We start from the raw sequence: 16,831 nt of genomic DNA, 5'->3' as shown, positions 1-16,831 counted from the left end.
CGCCGCGGAACATCCAGTCGTACATCAGGTTGGCCAGCACGCTGGTGTCCCACTGCCCGCCGGTCATGGCCATGACGATGTCGAACACCTTGAGCACGGTGATGGTGATGGTGGTCCAGACCACGAGGATGGTGGACATCACCTGCGGCACCATGATTTCAAAAAAGATCTGCAGCTCGGTGGCGCCGTCGATGCGCGCCGCCTCGATGGTGTCGTTGGGCACGCCACGCAGCGCGGCCGAGAGGATCACCATGGCGAAGCCGGTCTGGATCCAGATCAGGATCGCCATGAGGAAGAAGTTGTTCCAGAACGGCACCGTTACCCAGGCCTGGGGCTCCATGCCCATGCCCTGCACGATGGCGTTGAGGATGCCGATCTGCTCGTTGTCGGGTCCCCGGAAGTCGTAGACGAACTTCCAGATCACGCTGGCGCCGACGAAGCTGATGGCCATGGGCATGAACACCAGCGTCTTGGCCACATGGCCCCACCACACGCGGTCGGCCAGCACGGCCACCACCAGGCCCAGGGCCGTGGAGATGGCGGGCACCACCAGCAGCCACAGGAAGTTGTTGCGGATGGTGATGAAAAAATTCTCGTCCTTGAACACCCAGACGTAGTTGGCCAGGCCCACGAAGGTCTCGCCCACCGCGTCGAAGAAGCTCAGGCGGAAGGTCTCGACCAGGGGATAGACGAGGTACACCCCCAGCAGGCACAGCGCCGGCGCCAGAAACAGCCAGGGCTGCACGTGGGTGCGGATCACCTCGCGCCGGTTGCGCGACGCAAACGGCAGCGCCAGGATGCGGTCGAGCACGAAGTTGCTGCCCGCGAAGTACAGCAGGCAGAAGCCGATGCTGACCACCACGGCAAGCAGGGTCTGGAAGATCGAATCACTCATGGTGGTCAGTCCAAAGGGGGAGAACAGCAGAAGACAACAGGAACAGCAGCAACATCACCGGCGCGCATTGACCGAACCCAGGATGCCGCGGAACCGGCTCCGCCGGGCCGCTGGCATCGCCCCCTGGGGGGTGACGCCGAAGGCGGCGCGGGGGAGCAATTGCTGCGCGGGGGGAGCAATTACTTCAGAGCGTCCCAGGACTTCTGGATGTCATCGGCCACGGCCTGGGCGGACTTGCCACCCGAGTAGTCGACCATGCCCTTCCAGAAGCTGCCGGCACCCACGGCGCCGGGCATCAGGTCGGAACCGTCAAAGCGGAAGGTGGTCGCGCCTTGCAGGATCTCGCCTTGCTTGCGCAGGGCCTTGGTCTTGTACTTGGCCAGGTCGGCGCCCTTGTGCGGGGTCAGGAAGCCGCCTTCGGCCATCCAGATCTCGTGCGCCTGCGGGTGCTGCAGGTACTCCATGAAGGCCTTGGCGCCCTTGCTGTCCTTGGTGATCGTCAGGATCGTGCCGCCGCCCAGCACCGGGTTGCCCAGCTTCTTGCCGGCGTAGGACGGGAAGTAGAAGAAGTCGGCGTCCTCGGCCTTGCCGTCGGGGAAGAAGGCGGGGATGAAGCTGGCCTGGCGGTGCATGTAGCACTTGGGCGGCGAGCCGAACATGCCCTTGGGGCTGTCCTTGAAGCTCACGGTGGCCACGGCCTTGGCGCCGCCGTCGACGTAGGCGTCGTTGCGGGCGAACCAGCCATAGGCCTCGATCGCCTCGACCACGCGCTTGTCGTTGAACTTCATCTTGTTGCTGGTCCACTCGTCGTAGACGGTGGGGCTCTGGGTGCGCAGCATCATGTCTTCGACCCAGTCGGTCGCGGGCCAGCCGGTGGCGGCGTCGCTGCCCAGGCCGATGCACCAGGGCTTGCCGCCGTCGGCGGCGATCTTCTTGGTCAGGTCCTGCAGCTCCTCCATGGACTTGGGCACCTTGTAGCCCTTTTCTTTGAAGTTCTCTGGGATGTACCAGACCAGGCTCTTGACGTTGACGTTGTAGAAGAAGCCGTAGAACTCTTCCTTGCCAGCCTTGTTCTTGTAGGTGCCGAGGTCGGCCCACGAGCTGCCGGCGGCGTAGTTGGCCTTGACCCAGTCGCGGGCCTTGTTGCCCAGGGGCGTGAGGCCGCCGACGGTGGCCATGTTGGCGGCCAGGCCGGGCTGCGGGAACACCGAGATGTTGGACGGCGAACCGGCCTTGATGTCGATCACGATCTGCTGCTCGGAGCTTTGCGAGCACGAGTGCTTCACGGTGGCGCCGGTGGCCTTCTCGAAGTTGGCCACGACCTTCTTGAACATGCCCTCTTCGGCGCCGGTCCAGGGGCAGGTGACGGTGATGACTTCGCCCTTGAGGTCGGGCCCCTTGTAGTCTGCGGCCATCGCGGGAGCGACGGATGCGGCCAGCGCCAGGGTGGCGGCTCCGGCCATTGCGGTTTTCTTGAACATGTCTCTCTTGCTCCACAAAATGCGCCGCAGACCATCCACAGCGCAAAAACGGTACAGGCCCGGGGGCCCGTGAAAGGGGGGGGCCTACAGGGCTTTGCCGTCGGCGCCGAAGCGGTACAGGTGCTGCGCATCGAAGCCCAGCTCCACGCGCTCGCCCGGGTGCAGCTGCAGCGTGCCGTCCATGCGCGCGGTGATCTCGCCCAGCTCGCCGGCGTCCACATAGGCAAAGGTTTCGTTGCCCATCATTTCGGCGTGACGCAGCGTGCCGTGCAGGCTGCCGCCGGCCACCACCTTGAGGTGCTCGGGCCGCAGGCCAACCGTGGCGGCGCCGTGCTGCCGGGCGAATTCGCCGCCCAGGAAGTTCATCTGCGGCGAACCGATGAAGCCCGCGACGAACAGCGAGGCCGGGTGGTTGTAGAGGTGCAGCGGCGCGCCCACCTGCTCGATGCGGCCCTTGTTGAGCACCACGATCTTGTCGGCCAGCGTCATCGCTTCCACCTGGTCGTGGGTCACGTAGATCATGGTCGCGCCCAGGCGGCGGTGCAGCGTGGCCAGCTCCACGCGCATCTTGGTGCGCAAGGAGGCGTCGAGGTTGGACAGCGGCTCGTCGAACAGGAACACCTTGGGGTTGCGCACGATGGCGCGGCCGATGGCCACGCGCTGGCGCTGGCCGCCCGACAGGGCCTTGGGCAGGCGCTGCAGGTACTCGGTGATCTGCAGGATCTCGGCGGCCTCGCGCACGCGGCGGTCGATGTCCGCCTTGGGCACCTTGGCGATCTTCAGGCCGAAGGCCATGTTGTCGTACACCGTCTTGTGCGGGTACAGCGCGTAGCTCTGGAACACCATCGCCACGCCGCGCTCGCTCGGCGGCAGCTCGTTGACCGTCTGGTCGGCGATGGCCAGCGTGCCGCCGGAGATGTCTTCCAGGCCGGCGATCATGCGCAGCAAGGTGGTCTTGCCGCAGCCCGAGGGCCCCACAAAAACCACGAACTCGCCGGGCTCGATGTCCAGGTTCACGCCATGGATGACATGGATCTTGCCGTAACTTTTCTGGATGTCACGCAGTCGCAGACTGGATTGGCTCATGTGCGGAATGCCTCAAGGATGGACCGGGGGAGCAGGGCCGTCGCGTGAGACCGCTGGAGCCCGAATGCTTCCATTTAAGCATTTGTGCAAACGATTGCATGATCGGGTTTGCCCTAGGTTGCCGGCTTGTTCTGGGTACGTAACGGGACGCCGTCCGTGAGGCCGTGTTGGCTTTGATTGCGCCCGGAGCGTCATCCCTGCGCATGAAGCGGTGCCAACCAGGGCACCGCCGGGCCGGCTTCGCCGGACGGCCAGTGCGGGTCGCGCGAAGCGCGGCGGGGGGCAGGTCTCCGGCGCGAAGTGCCCCGCCCGGAACGCGGCGGAACTGGCTTTGCCAGGCCGCACCGCGTTGCCCCCTTGAGGGGGTCGCGCGCAGCGCGGCGGGGGTGGTTCAGCTCACCGGCTGCTTTCGCGCTCGATCAGCTGCGCCGGCAGGGTGATCGAGCGCTGGGGCAGACCGGCGATCGACTCGAACAGCAGCTCCACCAGGGCCTTGCCCGCCGTTTCCGTGGGCTGCCGGATGGAGGTCAGCGAGGGGTGCACGTGTTCCGCGAGGGCGATGTCGTCGTAGCCCACGATCCGGACCTGGCCCGGCACATCGATGCCGCGCTCCTTGAGCGCACCCATGATGGAGATCGCGGTGACGTCGCTGCTGGCAAAGATCGAATCGAAATCCAGGTCGAGGGCGAGCCACTCGTCGATGGTCTGCCGGATGCGCACGTCGCCAAACAGAAACGACTGCAGCAGGCGCGGGTCTTCCTCGATGCCGGCCTCGGTCAGCGCCCGCACGTAACCCCGGTAGCGCAGCCCGGCTTCGGGGTGCGTGGTGTCGCCAAAAAACGCGATGCGCCGGCAGCCGCGTTCGACCAGGTGGCGCGTGGCGAGGTAACCGCCCTGTTCGTTGTCGCCGCCCACGACGGGGTACATCGCGTCCGGGAGGCAGGCGCCCCAGACCGCCATGGGCATGCGTTGCGCGGCCAGCCGGTTCAGGTGCTCGTGCCAGGTGAGTTGCCCGATCACGATCAGCCCGGCCACCTGGCCGCTCTCGACGAACGCGGGCAGCTGGTGCGGCTGGCCCTCCTTGAGGCGCGAGAGCAGCAGGCTCATGCCGCGCTCGTCCAGGGTGTCGGCGACGGTGCCGAGGATGCTGAGCAGGAACGGGTCCGAGATGGACTGCATGCTGTCGCCCAGGATGATCACGCCCACCGTGTGCACGTCCTTGCGCCGCAGGTTGGCCGCGCCGACGTTGACGCGGTAGTTGAGCGAACTGGCCAGCTCGGTGATGCGGTTGCGGGTGGCCTCCGGGATCAGCGGGCTGCCACTGAGGGCGCGCGACACGGTGGACGCGGACACGCCGGCCAGGCGCGCGATGTCGGCCATCTGCATGCGGCGGCGACCCTGATCGGGGGGCGCGGGGCTCATTGAGGGGGCTGGGGGGGGCGGGGTGGCGCTGGCAGCGGGCGTCTTGCGAGGGGATCGGGGCATCGGCAGATTATTTCATTCCATAACGACCCGCACCTGAGGTCGGACATGGAGGGCGCCGCAAGGGCAAAAAAAGGCCCGGGCACCTTGAGGAGCCCGGGCCAAACTCTGATTGCCGAGAGGAAAAGGTGGGCTTGCCTTGCGGCTCCGCCCACCGGGGAGTGACCGGGAGTGACCCCGATCAGAACGCGTAGTTGATGCGCACGCGGGCGGCGGTCTGGTTCTTGCTGCCCGAGCCGCCCTTGGCCACGCTCAGGGCCGGCGTGATGGTCGCGCCCTTCACACCGAACAGCGGCAGCGAGTAGGCGGCGTAGAACGTGTTGTTCTTGGCGCCGTTGGCACCCTTGTCCAGGATCAGGCCGAAACCGGCCGGGCCGAAGGTGCCGTTCAGGCCGACGGACTTGTCGTCCTCCATCTTGGCGAAGCTCAGGTTCATGCTGCTGTCCTTGTTCAGCGCATAACCCAGCGACACGCCGGCACCGTTGGTGCTCTCGGTGCCGCCGACCACCTTGACCGATTCGACGCCCACGCGCACGGTGACCGGGCCGGAGCCGAAGCTGACCGCCGGACGCACGCCGCGGGCCTCACCGGCTTCCTTGCTGTAGACCAGGCCGACTTCGATGCGGGCCGGGCCGGCGTTGAAGCCAGGGGCGATGTGCACCGTGTCCTTGCCGAAGCGGCCGCGCAGCTTGTTGGCGTGGTAGCCGCCGTAGCCGCTGTTCTCGACCAGCACGTCCTTGCCCAGGGGGAACAGGTCCATGGCTTCGAAGCGGCCCATCTTCACGTCGCCGGCGGCGTTGCCGAACTGGACCCACATGTCGTCGGTGGCGGAGTCGCCGTCCTTCTTGAGCAGCAGGCTGGCGCGGGCGGCCACGAAGGCGTCGCCGTTGGTGGCCTTGGCGCCGACGTTGAATTCCACGCGGCCACCCATGTTCAGGTCGCTGTCGCGGGCGTTGGAGGCGTCTTTCACCTTGCTCTGGTAGGTGGTGTCGAGTTCCAGGTTGGCGTCCATGGCGACGTCGGCGTGGGCGGCAGCGGCAGAGGCGCAGAGGGCGGCGACGGCCGCGAGTTTGAAAACGTGTTGCATGAGGGAACTCCGGTGTAGATGTTGTGGATCGCTCTCTCCTGTACCGATGTTTCAACCCATGGCCGAAGTGATCGGGTAGGAAAGCAGGGCAATTCGACCACCAGTGCAAACGTTTGCAGTGAGTGAAAACCCTGAAGGAACACCGCGTAACCAGTACGTAACCACAGAAAAACAACGAAATCTGGGGGTGGGAAAACCCGTGTGGTGCAAAGGTTTGCACTGTAATAAAAGTACGCCCGATTCAGGGTGCTGGATCACAGTGGTGCGCCCGCCGCGGTGCCCCGCAGCCGCCCGGCTGGGCGGGGCTGGGACGGCGGCTGTGCGAGAATGACGGGTTCGTTGAACGCGTGCGGCTGTAGCTCAGTGGATAGAGTATTGGCCTCCGAAGCCAAGGGTCGTGGGTTCGATCCCCGCCAGCCGCACCAAAATCAATGACTTGCGTGGGATCTTCATGGCCCACGCCGCTTTCAAGTCATGCCCTCCGGGCTCCTTCTCGTCTTGCATCAAGGCCATGTAGCCGCTGAGACCCATGGTCTTATCGGTGGATGGGTTCATGCTGTGGCCCATCCATGGCCCACGCGTGGCCCATCGAACTTTCCCGTTCGCACCGTCCCGACCTGTTTCGACCATCGGTCTCTTGGCCCCGATTCAGTATTCACCATGGCCGGGCAAATCGGCCTGATCCTAAGAGTCAACTCAGTTTCGAATTTGCGCCACCGCAGGAACCCGCATCGCTGCCCACCGCGAACACTGCAACCACACAGCTCACGCCGGAAGAAATGGCGCAGCGACTGGAGTCTCACCCCGACTTCCGAGTGCTGCGGCGGCTGGTGCCGGTGCTGGACTACGGAGTCTCGCCGAACGGACACGACGTTGACTCCACGGCGAGGCGGGTCCTGGTTCTCGACACGGAAACCACCGGGCTGTCCCACGCCGGCCACCAGATCATTGAACTGGCGATGCTGCTGGTTCAGGTGGACCCCGCCACCGGTCAACCCTTCGGGCGGGTTGAAACCTTCGAAGGTTTTGAAGATCCGGGCATGCCCATCCCGGAGGTCGCCAGGCAGGTCACCGGCATCACCGACGAGATGGTGCGAGGGCAGCATCTGGACGATGCCCGCGTAGAAGACCTGCTCGGTTTGAGTGACTCCGTTGCAGCGATTGCCGCCGGTGGGCTCCGTCAAACAGGCTCATGCTGATTGCCACGAAGCAGCGGTCCAGTTTGGCGACGTCTATTGGCCTGAGTGGCGGCTGTGCGGGGTACTGCGGTCATGGAGCTTCCGCGACACAACTAGATGATTACTTGCTGGCGCTCATCGCTGAGCCGCCAACGACCTTTTTCGATTGGCAAAAACGCCTCGATCGCGGCGGTAGCGATGACATGGGTGGTGTCCTGTTCTGCGTCATGCACATTGAGCCCACCCAAGACCGCCGTGACCTCGGCGCGGCCGCGGGGCAGCTCCGCACAGACCCTGGCGATGTCCACCTGATCGGGCTTCTGAACGCCGATGGTGACTCGAACCCGCATGTCGCGGTGGTCATAGCCCAGCGACTTGAACAGCACGATCGACGAGTGGTGCAACGCGTCCTGCACGGCCCGGCAGGCCGCCTTGGTGTAGTCGCACCCATACAGATCGTTGCCCGAGCCCATTTCCAGGATGATGCGTCGCTCATTCATGGGTGGACTCCATGTCGAACGAGACCATGACTGCGGCGTTGGCGACGACGCTCCACCCCGGTTTTTCCCGGCGTGGAATGTCCAGGCCCCCCTTGACCACGGTGATCGTCGGTTGCCCGTAGGGAAAGACCCCGGTCAGCGCGGCGATGTCCACCAGGTCGGGCCGTTGCACACCGAGTTCGACGTCGATGAGCATGGCTTCCTTGGGAAAGTCAAACGCATCGGCCACGTTCAGCGAGTGGTGCCACAGGGCGTCGCGGATGGCGCGTGCGCAGGCCTCGGTGTAGTTGCCGCTGCGGATCGAGGTGCCCATGCCGAACTGGGTGACAAGGCGCTGCTTGGGCATGAAAGTTCTCCGGTCGAAAAATCGCTGGCTGCGGCTGCGGCTGCGGCTGCGGCTGTGTCAGTGGGCCTGGTGATGCCGAACCACGAAGTGTTTGGTCGTGGTTTCGACCACCTCCCAGCAGCCGCTGAATCCATTGGGGATCATGAATGCGTCACCGGTCTTGAAGGTTCGCACCCTGCCATCGTCGCCGATCAGGCGCACATGGCCGGTCACGATGTGGCAGAACTCGTCGCGGTGGGTGAAGGCTCGCCATGTCCCGGGCGTGCTGGTCCAGGTGCCCGCGATCACCTCGCCCTTCGCGTCGGTGAAGAAGACCGTGGTCTCGTGGTGCGGGTCCCCCTGCAGCACGCGGTCGGGCAGGTCGCTCAGGCGCCGGGCCTCGTGGGTTCCCGGGTCCTGCTGGAAGTCGATCACGTGTGGTGTGGTGCTCATGTCTGGCTCTTTCGCATGCACATTCAGATCTTCTCGTCGTGCAGCCAGTACCACTTGTAGAGGAAGAACTGGCCGAAGCGGCGGAAAGGGGCGAAGGCTTCGGAACGCACCATGTTCCAGATGTTGGGGTATTCGAGCGGCGAGTTGTAGATGGGCAGATTCATGACCTCGCGGCCAGCGTCCTTGCCCGCCACCTGCTCGGCAATGCGCTTGCCGGCCCAGGTGGACGAGGCCACGCCATTGCCGCCATAGCCCAGCGCGTGCCACACGGTCTCCTTGGGGTCCGGGCGGGTGATGCGCGGCATCATGTCGTGGCTCACATCGACCCATCCCCACCAGGAGTGATCGATCTTGATGTCGGTCAGTGGCGGGAACTTGCGCGCGATGGCGTCGGTGAGCAGCTTCAGGTGCACGGGATCCTGGGCGTCGGCGCCGGTGATCGAACTGCGGCTGCCCAGCTGCAGGCGGTTGCCTTCGAGCAGACGGTAGTAGAAGCGCAGGGTGCGCGTGTCCGTCATGAAGGTCCTGGTGTGGAAATGGCAGGCGGCCATTTCGGTGTCGCTCAGGGGGCGAGTGACCACCGAGTTGGACAGGATGGGCAGGATCTTGTTCTTGAGCACCGGGGTGAGTTTCTGCCCGGAGTAGCCGCCGGTGCAGAGCACCACCCGCTTGGCGCGGACGATGCCGCCGGGCGTCTGCAGATGGTGAATGCCGTTGATGGTTTTCCAGCCCTGCACCGGGCTGGCCGGGTGCACCTTCACACCCAGTTCGCGCGCCTTGCGGATCAGGCCGAACGTGAACTTCAGCGGGTGGATGCCGATGCCTTCTTCCTCGTACATCGCGCCGACGTGTTCGCGTTCGTCGCAGTGCTGTTCCCGCACTTCGTCGGGGGTGAGCATGCGTGAGCGGTAACCGAACACCTCGTTGCGCACGCGGGTCATCTCGCGCAGGTATTCCAGTTTCTTGGGGCGGTGGGCCAGGTAGAGGTGGCCACCGTCATAGGCCTCGCACTCGATCTCCTTGGTGAGTGCGCGGAAGTTCTCGAAACCCATGCGCACCTCGGCATCCAGGCGCTTGGCGACATCCAGACCCCAGCGCTCGATCCACTGCGAACGGCTGAGGCGGCCATTGGCGTTCTGACCTTGCCCACCGCTGCGGCTCGAACAGCCCCAGGCGGTCTGCGCCGCCTCCAGCACCGTGGCGCAGATGCCGTGTTCGCGCGCCAGGTACAGCGCGGTGGACATGCCGGTGGAGCCCGAGCCGATCACCACCACGTCGGTGTCGATGTCACCGCGCACCGGGCCGTCGTCTGGGGGCGGGCTGCCCGCCGAGGCCACCCAGTAGGTGGGCGCATAACCGGTGCCCTGACCGGGCGTGGCCTGCACCAGGGGGTCGTAGGTCGGGTCGTAGGGCCGCAGCACGCGGCCGCCGGTGGTGGTCGAGGTCATCCATTGTCTCCAGGGTTTGTGGCGGGAACGCCGGTCGTCGGGTCAGAACAGATCCATGCGAGCCATGCGCAGAGGTCGCGGAACACAGGTCCCTTGAACCCCATCGGTGCCGAGCATAGGCAGCAGCCGCGGGCGCTGGTTAGAACCAGTTGCGGCCATTTCATGGGGCCAGAAACCGCCCGGATGCGGACCCATGGCGCGACGCCCGGGGTTTACCCGGAGGTCTGGTCTTAACGATTCGCCGCCGCTGGTTCTACAGCCGCAGGGGCTTCGACTTCAACAATGCAGCCCGGGCACAAAACCGCTCTGGCACACACACCGTCTGCCCACCGCGATGGTTGGCCAGCCCGCTCGAAACAGCCACAGGAGACAAGATGAACGAACCGCAGACAGCCATCACCGAACACACCCTCGCCGCGTTCGCCGAGGCCTGGAACCGCCACGACCTGGAGGCCCTGATGGGCTTCATGCACGACGATTGCGTGTTCCATGCGGTGGCGGGCCCCGACCTGCTGGGCCGGACCTTCACCGGGCGCGCCGAAGTGCGCGAAGGATTCAGGGCCGCCTGGACCACGCTGCCCGACGCCGCCTGGCTGGACGGGGTGCACTTCGTCGCGGGCAACCGCGGCGTGTCGGAAAGCACCTTCAAGGGCACCCAGGCCGATGGCTCGCGCATCGAGGCCCGCATGGTCGACGTGTTCACCTTCAAGGACGGCAAGATCCTGATCAAGAACGCCTTCCGCAAGAACCGGCCGGCGCAGCCCGCGGCCTGAGCCGCCCACTGTTTTCCGTGAGCGCCCAGCGCGACCGCCTGGGGCCACGACACCTGGCATCCCCTCTTGAAGACCGATCACCAAGTCGGCGCGATTCTTTTCTCGTTCATCCACTTAGGAGACATTCATGACATTCAAAACCACCACCCTGGTCTCTCTGCTCGCCGCATCCTCCTTCTTCGCAGGGGGCAGCGCGCTGGCCACCACCTTCAAGGTGGCCGTGGGCGATGCGCAGGGCAGCGCCCAGTGGGAAATGGCGTCCAAGTTCAAGTCGTCTTTTGAAGCCAAAGTCGCCGGCAAGCACAAGGTGGATCTGTTTCCCAATGGCCAGCTCGGCAGCGAAGAAACCACGATCAACAGCGCGTCGATGGGCACCCTGGATTTCTCGGTCCTGGCCGTCAACAACATCACGCCGTTCTCGCCCACGGTGGGCGTGCTCACGCTGCCGTACGTGATCCAGAGCGCCGAAGAAGCCAGGAAGCTGGTGACCGGCGAGGTGGGCAAAGAACTGACCGCCAACACCGTGCGTGACGCGGGTGTGCGCATCGTCGGCTGGACGTTTTCGGGCTTTCGCGTGCTGACCAACTCCAAGAAGCCGATCAAGACCCTGGCCGACCTCAAGAGCCTGAAGATCCGCGTGCCGAAGAACGAAATCATGATCGCGTCCTACCAGGCCTGGGGCATCAACCCCACGCCGATGGCCTGGTCTGAGACGTTCACCGCGCTGCAGCAAGGCGTGGTCGATGGTCAGGACAACCCCTACGTCACCGTGAGCGCGATGAAGTTCAGCGAGGTCCAGAAGCACATCACCAACATCCGGTATGTGTTCTCGCTGGAGCCCATCATCGTGGGCGAAGGGATCTTCAAGAAGCAGTCTGCCGACGTGCAGAAGGCGATGCTGGACGCGGGTGCCGAAGCGACCGAGCACAGCTACAAGTGGCTGGCCGACACCGAGGCCAGGATCAAGAAGGAGCTGATCGCCAAGGGCATGCAGATCAGCGACCCGGCCGATGGCGAAAAGGAGTGGATCGCCAAGGCCACGACGGCGGTGTGGCCGAAGTTCTACGACAGCATCGGCGGCAAGGCCAAACTGGACGCGGTTCTGAAAACCCTGGGCCGTTGATCCCCTGAGGGAGGTGGCCACGCGGTGTGGCCGCCTTCTTTTGAAGCTGTGTTGACCTGCGCTGGTGAAAGCGCCTGCTTCGGCGCGCCTTGCGCGCCCCTTGTTGAGGTAACTGCCATGACGCTTGCGCGCAAAACCCTGGCCTATTTGAACGACATCGAAACCCTGGTGTGCGAATGGCTGCTCGCGCTGTTCGTGATCCTGCTGTTCGCGCAGATCGTCTCGCGCCAGCTGTTCGGACATTCCATCGCCTGGTCCGAAGAGCTCTCCACCTACATGTTTGTCTGGTTCGCCTACCTCGGCTCCGTGGTGGCGGCCAAGATGTCGGCCCACAACCGCGTCACCTTCCACATGCAGTTCATGCCCAAGGCGCTGGCCAAGACGCTGATGACCGTGGCCGACCTGCTCTGGGTGGGCTTCAACATCTACTTCGTCTGGCTCAGCTACGACTTCGTGTTCAACCGCATGAACCTGTTCTGGAAGTCCCAGACGCTGGGTGTGCCGATGAAGTACTTCTACATGGTGCTGCCGATCGCGTTTGCCCTGATGTCGGTGCGCGTGCTGTGGAACACCTACCTGAGCGTGGTCAAGGGCGAAGAGCTGCTGGACCCGGAAACCGCCGAGATCAAGAAGATGCAAAAGAACAACGACGCGGCGGCGGTTCGCTGAGCCCGCACTGGAGACCCATCATGGACATGTACGTTGCAGAAATCCTGTTTGGCGGCTTCATGCTGCTGCTGTTGCTGGGCGCGCCGATCACGGTGGCGCTGGGCGGTGCGGCCATGGGCGCCTATGTCGTGCTCGACAAGGACCCGATCGCCCTGGTGCAGATCGCCTTCAACTCGGTCGGCAGCTTCCCGCTGATGGCCCTGCCGGCTTTCGTGCTCGCCGGAGCGCTGATGGAGGCCGCGGGCATTTCGCGGCGCCTGGTCGACATCGCCGAGACCATGGCTGGCCCCATCACCGGCGGCCTGGGCGTGGCCACGGTGCTGGCCTGCCTGTTCTTCGGTGCGATCTCGGGCTCGGGCCCGGCCACCACCGCCGCCGTGGGCATGCTGATGATTCCGGCCATGACCAAGCGCAATTACGACCGGGCCTACGCTTCGGCGGTGACGGCCGCGTCGGGCGGGCTGGGCATCATCATCCCGCCCTCGATCCCGATGGTGATCTTCGGCATCGCGGCGCTGGGCATGGAGCCGCCTCCCGAGGCGGTGGAGAAGTTCGGCACCTTCGCGTCCCTGTCCATCCCCAAGCTGTTCATCGCCGGCGTGATGCCCGGCCTGCTGATGGCGGGCAGCCTGCTGGTGATGAACTACTTCATCTCCAGGAAGAGCGGCTACCGCGGTCTGTCGGAGACCTGGTCGGGCCACGAACTGCGCGCCGCGCTCAAGCGCGGGACCTGGTCGATCCTGGCGCCGCTGATCATCCTGGGCGGGATCTACGCGGGCATCTTCACGCCCACCGAGTCGGCGATCGTGGCCATCTTCTACACCCTGTTCATCGGCTGGTTCGTCCACCGTGAGCTGCGCTGGGGCGCGATCAAGACGGCGCTGCGCACCACCACCTGGATCACCGGGCGTGTGCTGCTGATCCTGTTCACCGCCACCGCGTTCGGCCGCCTGCTGGTGGAGCAGCGCATCCCCAGCGACATCGCCGAGTCCATGCTCAACCTGACCTCCAACCCCTACATCATCTGGGCGCTGGTGATCGTGTTCCTCCTGTTCGTGGGCATGTTCATGGAAACCCTGGCGGCCATCCTGATCCTGGTGCCGGTGCTGCTGCCCGTGATGTACATGACGGGCGCCGACCCGACCCACGTGGGCATCGTGGTGATCTGCACCCTGTCGATCGGGTTCATGACCCCGCCGCTGGGCGAGAACCTGTTCGTGGCGTCGGGCATTGGTGGTGAGACGGTGGAAAAGATCGTCGTCCGCGTGCTGCCCTTCGTGTTCGTGAGCGCCATCGCCACCTTCGTGATCGCCTACTTTCCGCAGATCTCTCTGTGGTTGCCGTCCCAGCTGGGCTACTGATCGGGCCTGTCACCACCGCATGACCGCCGTCAGCCGTTCGAGATCGGCGGACGGCGGTTTTGCATGTCGGTGATCACCTCGGCCAGGGTCGCGATGCCTTCTTCGATCACCCGCGCGGTGATGGACTGGAAGCCCAGCCGGATGAAATGGCGCCCGGGATCTTCTGCCTGGAAAAACACATCACCCGGTTCGATCAGCACGCCGCGCGCCGCCGCGCGCTCCGCCAGCTCAAGGGGATGGACGTGGTCGGGCAGTTGCACCCAGCAGGAACCCCCGCCGCCGAACGGTGTCACTTTGCACTGCGGGGCGTGGCGCGCCAGCGCGTCGAGCATCAGGGTGCCGCGTTCCTTTTGTGCCTCGGCGAGCCGCTTGAGGTGGGCGTCGTTGTAACCCAGCGAGATGAACAGCGAGAGGCTGCGCTGGATGAAGGACGAGGGGTGGCGGAGCATGAGGCGCCGCAACGCGCGCAGCTCGATGATCAGCTCGGGCGCCGCGACGATGTAGCCGATGCGCAGGCCCGGCGCCAGGCTCTTGGAGAGGCTGCCGATGTAGATGACCCGGTGGTTGCGGTCCAGGCTTTTGAGGGCCGGAATGGGATTGCCCGAGAAGTTGTTCTCGCTCTCGTAATCGTCCTCGATGATCACCAGGTTGCTGGCATTGGCCAGGCGCAACAGCTCCTCGCGGCGGTGCAGCGGCATCGTCACCCCGGTCGGGCACTGGTGGCTGGGGGTGGTGTACAGGTAGTCGTGGTCGCGCAGGCCGTCGTGGACGATCAGGCCGTTGTCGTCCACCGGCAGCGGCGTGATCTCGGCGTTGCGGCTGGTGAAGATGTTGCGCGCATCGGGGTAGCCGGGGTTTTCGATGCCGACCCGGATGCCTTCGCGCACCAGCAGGTCGGCCACCATGTAGAGCGCGTGCTGCGCGCCCACGGTGATGATCAGCTGGTCGGGCGTGGCCCACACGCCGCGCCGGGGCAGCACGCGGGTGCAGATCTGCTCCACCAGGGACTCGTCGTCGCGGGTGATCTGGTCGGGCGCCCAGTCCCGGATGTCCAGCACGCTCAGCGCCTTGAGGCAGCACTCGCGCCAGGCGGCGGTGGGGAACAGCGATTCGTCGAACTGGCCGTAGAGGAACGGGTACGGGCTCTTCTGCCAGTTGAAGGGTTTGACGATGCTGCGCTGCAGGCTGGGGTGCTGGCAGAGCCGTTTCTTCCAGGCAATGGCGGGCTGGTCGGGCAAGTCCTCGGGCACCGTCCGCGTCTGCGCGCGCTGACCCAGCAGGGCCGCACTGACGAAATGGCCTTTGCGCTCACGGGATTCGAGGTAGCCCTCGTCGGCCAGCTGCTGGTAGGCCAGCACCACCGTGATGCGGCCCACACCCAGCTCGGTGGCGAGTTCGCGGCTGGACGGCACCGGCGCGCCGGGCTTGAGCTGGCCGTCCAGGATCGCCGAGACCAGCATCTCCCGGATGCGACCTTGCAGGGTCAGGTTTTCGCGGGCGCTGCGCTGCAGCAACTGCTTCCACATCGCGCCTTGTAGGGGTTGGACCATGGGCGTCTGTTCTGTGCGTGGAGAAAATGGTGGCTCGGTTCCGGATTGTCCGTCAAGGTCCCGTGGCGGCCTGCGACGCCGGGCGCCGGGTGCCTGCCGCGATCAGGGCCACGATCTCGCGCAGCACCGCCTGGGTGACCGAGTGCGACAGGTCCAGGGCGCGGTTGTGGCGGTAGTAGGGGCTGAGGTCCAGGCCGACGCCGATGCCGTAGACCTCCACCTCGCCCTGCGACTGCAGTTCGGCCACCACCTGGCACAGGTGGTGATCGAGGTAGTGGGCGTCGTTGGCCAGCGCCGTGGCGCCGTCGGTGGGGCTGCCGTCGGAGACCACCAGCAGCAGGCGCCGGCCGTCGTGGCGCTGCACCAGGCGCTGCGCGGCCCAGCTGACAGCCTCGCCGTCCACGCCTTCGCGGAACAGGTCGCTCTTGAGCAGGGCGCCCATGGCGGGGCGGGCGCGGCGCCACGGGGTGTCGCTGTCCTTGAACACCAGGTGGGCCACTTCATTGAGACGGCCGGGGTGGGGCGGCCGGCCGGCGCGCCGCCAGGCCTTCTGGGCCCGCCCGCCGTTCCAGGCGTTGGTGGTGAAGCCCAGCACCTCGGTGACGACGCCGATCTGGTCCAGCGCCCGCGCCATCACGTCGACCAGGATCGCCACCGACTCGATGTGCTCGCGCATCGAGCCCGAACAATCGATCAGGAAGCTCACCGCGCTGTCGCAGACCGGGGCGTGCTGCTCGATGCGGAACAGGCGCCGCTCCGACGGCGAGGTGATCAGCTGGCTGAGCTGGCGGCCGTCGATGTGGCCCTCTTCCTGGCCGTGCAGCCAGCCGTCGCGCACCGGGGTGGCGAGCACCGCGTTGAGCTCGCGCGCCAGCCGGGCCACCGACAGGCCCTGGCGTTCGATCAGGCGGTCCAGCCGTTCCCGGTTCTCCCGCAGCATGGTGGCGCGCACCAGGCTGGCCGCCTCCAGCTCGGTGTCGAAGGCGTCGCTGAAGACCCGGTAGACGCCGCCCGATTCGGCCAGGGTGCGGCTGTTGCCCGAGCTGGCGGTGGTGAAGCCCTCGTCGCCGTCCTCGCCGTCGAAGTCCATCCAGAGGTTGAAGTCCAGCGGGTGGTCGTCGGGCTCGGTGTCGCTGTCGTCGGCGCCCGCCACCTGTTCCAGGTCGTAGGCCGCCAGCATGCCCGCCACCAGGTGGGCAATCGACAGCGCGTGCGTGGCGTAGGCCGCCTGGTCCAGGCGTTGGCGGCGCAGTCCGGCCAGGTCGTGGCCCAGGCTGCGCACGATCGACATGCGGGTGGCTTCGATCGCGTCTTCCGTGGCCTCGACCACCGGTTGTGCGGTCACGCGCGAGCGCGTGATCTGCGCCACCGTGTACAGCAGCATGCCCTTGGCGGTTTCGGTCAGGCCGCTGTTGTAGAA

The 16,831-nt window shown here is 65.6% G+C and carries 16 protein-coding genes and 1 tRNA gene; 6 read left to right on the top strand and 11 right to left on the bottom strand.

All coding sequences use genetic code 11. The features are described from left to right. The 5 genes from IV088_RS14340 to IV088_RS14320 all read right to left on the bottom strand — a co-directional run. Positions 1-895: carbohydrate ABC transporter permease (locus tag IV088_RS14340; RefSeq protein WP_291103201.1), on the bottom strand; the 895-nt coding region annotated here is incomplete at its 3' end. Positions 896-1,074: 179 nt separating this feature from the next. Beyond that, entirely contained in the window at positions 1,075-2,376 is a 1,302-nt protein-coding gene (locus IV088_RS14335) for an ABC transporter substrate-binding protein (protein ID WP_291103199.1), read from the bottom strand. Between the two features lie 84 nt (positions 2,377-2,460). Continuing rightward, positions 2,461-3,462, bottom strand: a complete 1,002-nt coding sequence (locus IV088_RS14330) for an ABC transporter ATP-binding protein (RefSeq protein WP_291103196.1) — start codon at positions 3,460-3,462, stop codon at positions 2,461-2,463. A gap of 396 nt (positions 3,463-3,858) precedes the next feature. After that, positions 3,859-4,884, bottom strand: coding sequence for a LacI family DNA-binding transcriptional regulator (locus IV088_RS14325; protein WP_291103193.1), 1,026 nt, complete (start codon positions 4,882-4,884; stop codon positions 3,859-3,861). 241 nt (positions 4,885-5,125) lie between these two features. After that, entirely contained in the window at positions 5,126-6,031 is a 906-nt protein-coding gene (locus tag IV088_RS14320; protein WP_291103191.1) for a carbohydrate porin, read from the bottom strand. A gap of 349 nt (positions 6,032-6,380) precedes the next feature. On the opposite strand from IV088_RS14320, the gene IV088_RS14315 reads away from it, so the two are divergent. Together IV088_RS14315 and IV088_RS14310 are read left to right on the top strand one after the other, a co-directional pair. Next, a tRNA-Arg gene (locus IV088_RS14315) sits at positions 6,381-6,456 on the top strand. Positions 6,457-6,810: 354 nt separating this feature from the next. Then, positions 6,811-7,230, top strand: coding sequence for an exonuclease domain-containing protein (locus IV088_RS14310; RefSeq protein WP_291103188.1), 420 nt, complete (start codon positions 6,811-6,813; stop codon positions 7,228-7,230). 92 nt (positions 7,231-7,322) lie between these two features. Here the strand turns inward: IV088_RS14310 and IV088_RS14305 are convergent, their stop codons facing one another. Genes IV088_RS14305 through IV088_RS14290 form a run of 4 tightly spaced genes read right to left on the bottom strand, consistent with a single transcriptional unit; the run spans position 7,323 to position 9,935 of the window. Beyond that, positions 7,323-7,709 carry a Lin0512 family protein gene (locus IV088_RS14305; protein WP_291103186.1) on the bottom strand — a complete coding sequence of 129 codons (387 nt, stop codon included), beginning with the start codon at positions 7,707-7,709 and terminating at the stop codon, positions 7,323-7,325. Then, positions 7,702-8,055 carry a Lin0512 family protein gene (locus IV088_RS14300; RefSeq protein ID WP_291103184.1) on the bottom strand — a complete coding sequence of 118 codons (354 nt, stop codon included), beginning with the start codon at positions 8,053-8,055 and terminating at the stop codon, positions 7,702-7,704. Before IV088_RS14300 ends, IV088_RS14305 begins: the two co-directional genes overlap by 8 nt. A gap of 57 nt (positions 8,056-8,112) precedes the next feature. Beyond that, positions 8,113-8,487 (bottom strand): cupin domain-containing protein, encoded by a 375-nt coding sequence (locus tag IV088_RS14295; protein ID WP_291103182.1) that lies wholly within the window; start codon positions 8,485-8,487, stop codon positions 8,113-8,115. Between the two features lie 23 nt (positions 8,488-8,510). Further along, complete coding sequence (locus IV088_RS14290; RefSeq protein ID WP_291103180.1) at positions 8,511-9,935, bottom strand: FAD-binding oxidoreductase; 1,425 nt, start codon at positions 9,933-9,935, stop codon at positions 8,511-8,513. Between the two features lie 374 nt (positions 9,936-10,309). Here IV088_RS14290 and IV088_RS14285 point away from each other — a divergent pair, with 374 nt between their 5' ends. From IV088_RS14285 to IV088_RS14270, 4 genes are all read left to right on the top strand, one after another. Next, on the top strand, positions 10,310-10,708 hold the full coding sequence (locus IV088_RS14285) for a nuclear transport factor 2 family protein (RefSeq protein WP_291103177.1): 399 nt from the start codon (positions 10,310-10,312) through the stop codon (positions 10,706-10,708). A gap of 127 nt (positions 10,709-10,835) precedes the next feature. Further along, positions 10,836-11,831, top strand: coding sequence for a TRAP transporter substrate-binding protein (locus IV088_RS14280; protein ID WP_291103175.1), 996 nt, complete (start codon positions 10,836-10,838; stop codon positions 11,829-11,831). 117 nt (positions 11,832-11,948) lie between these two features. Continuing rightward, the gene (locus IV088_RS14275; RefSeq protein WP_291103173.1) at positions 11,949-12,500 is read left to right on the top strand and encodes a TRAP transporter small permease; all 552 of its coding nucleotides are present in this window, start codon (positions 11,949-11,951) and stop codon (positions 12,498-12,500) included. A 20-nt stretch (positions 12,501-12,520) separates the two neighbouring features. After that, positions 12,521-13,861 carry a TRAP transporter large permease gene (locus IV088_RS14270; protein ID WP_291103171.1) on the top strand — a complete coding sequence of 447 codons (1,341 nt, stop codon included), beginning with the start codon at positions 12,521-12,523 and terminating at the stop codon, positions 13,859-13,861. A gap of 29 nt (positions 13,862-13,890) precedes the next feature. Here the strand turns inward: IV088_RS14270 and IV088_RS14265 are convergent, their stop codons facing one another. Beyond that, positions 13,891-15,411, bottom strand: a complete 1,521-nt coding sequence (locus IV088_RS14265; RefSeq protein ID WP_291103168.1) for a PLP-dependent aminotransferase family protein — start codon at positions 15,409-15,411, stop codon at positions 13,891-13,893. 52 nt (positions 15,412-15,463) lie between these two features. Beyond that, positions 15,464-16,831, bottom strand: a 1,368-nt coding sequence (locus tag IV088_RS14260; protein ID WP_291103166.1) for a cobalt chelatase, incomplete at its 5' end; no start/stop codon positions are given.

This window comes from Hydrogenophaga sp., assembly GCF_018780075.1.
In the GTDB taxonomy this organism is placed as follows: Bacteria; Pseudomonadota; Gammaproteobacteria; order Burkholderiales; family Burkholderiaceae_C; genus Hydrogenophaga.
This window is presented reverse-complemented; position numbering and strand designations above follow the sequence as displayed.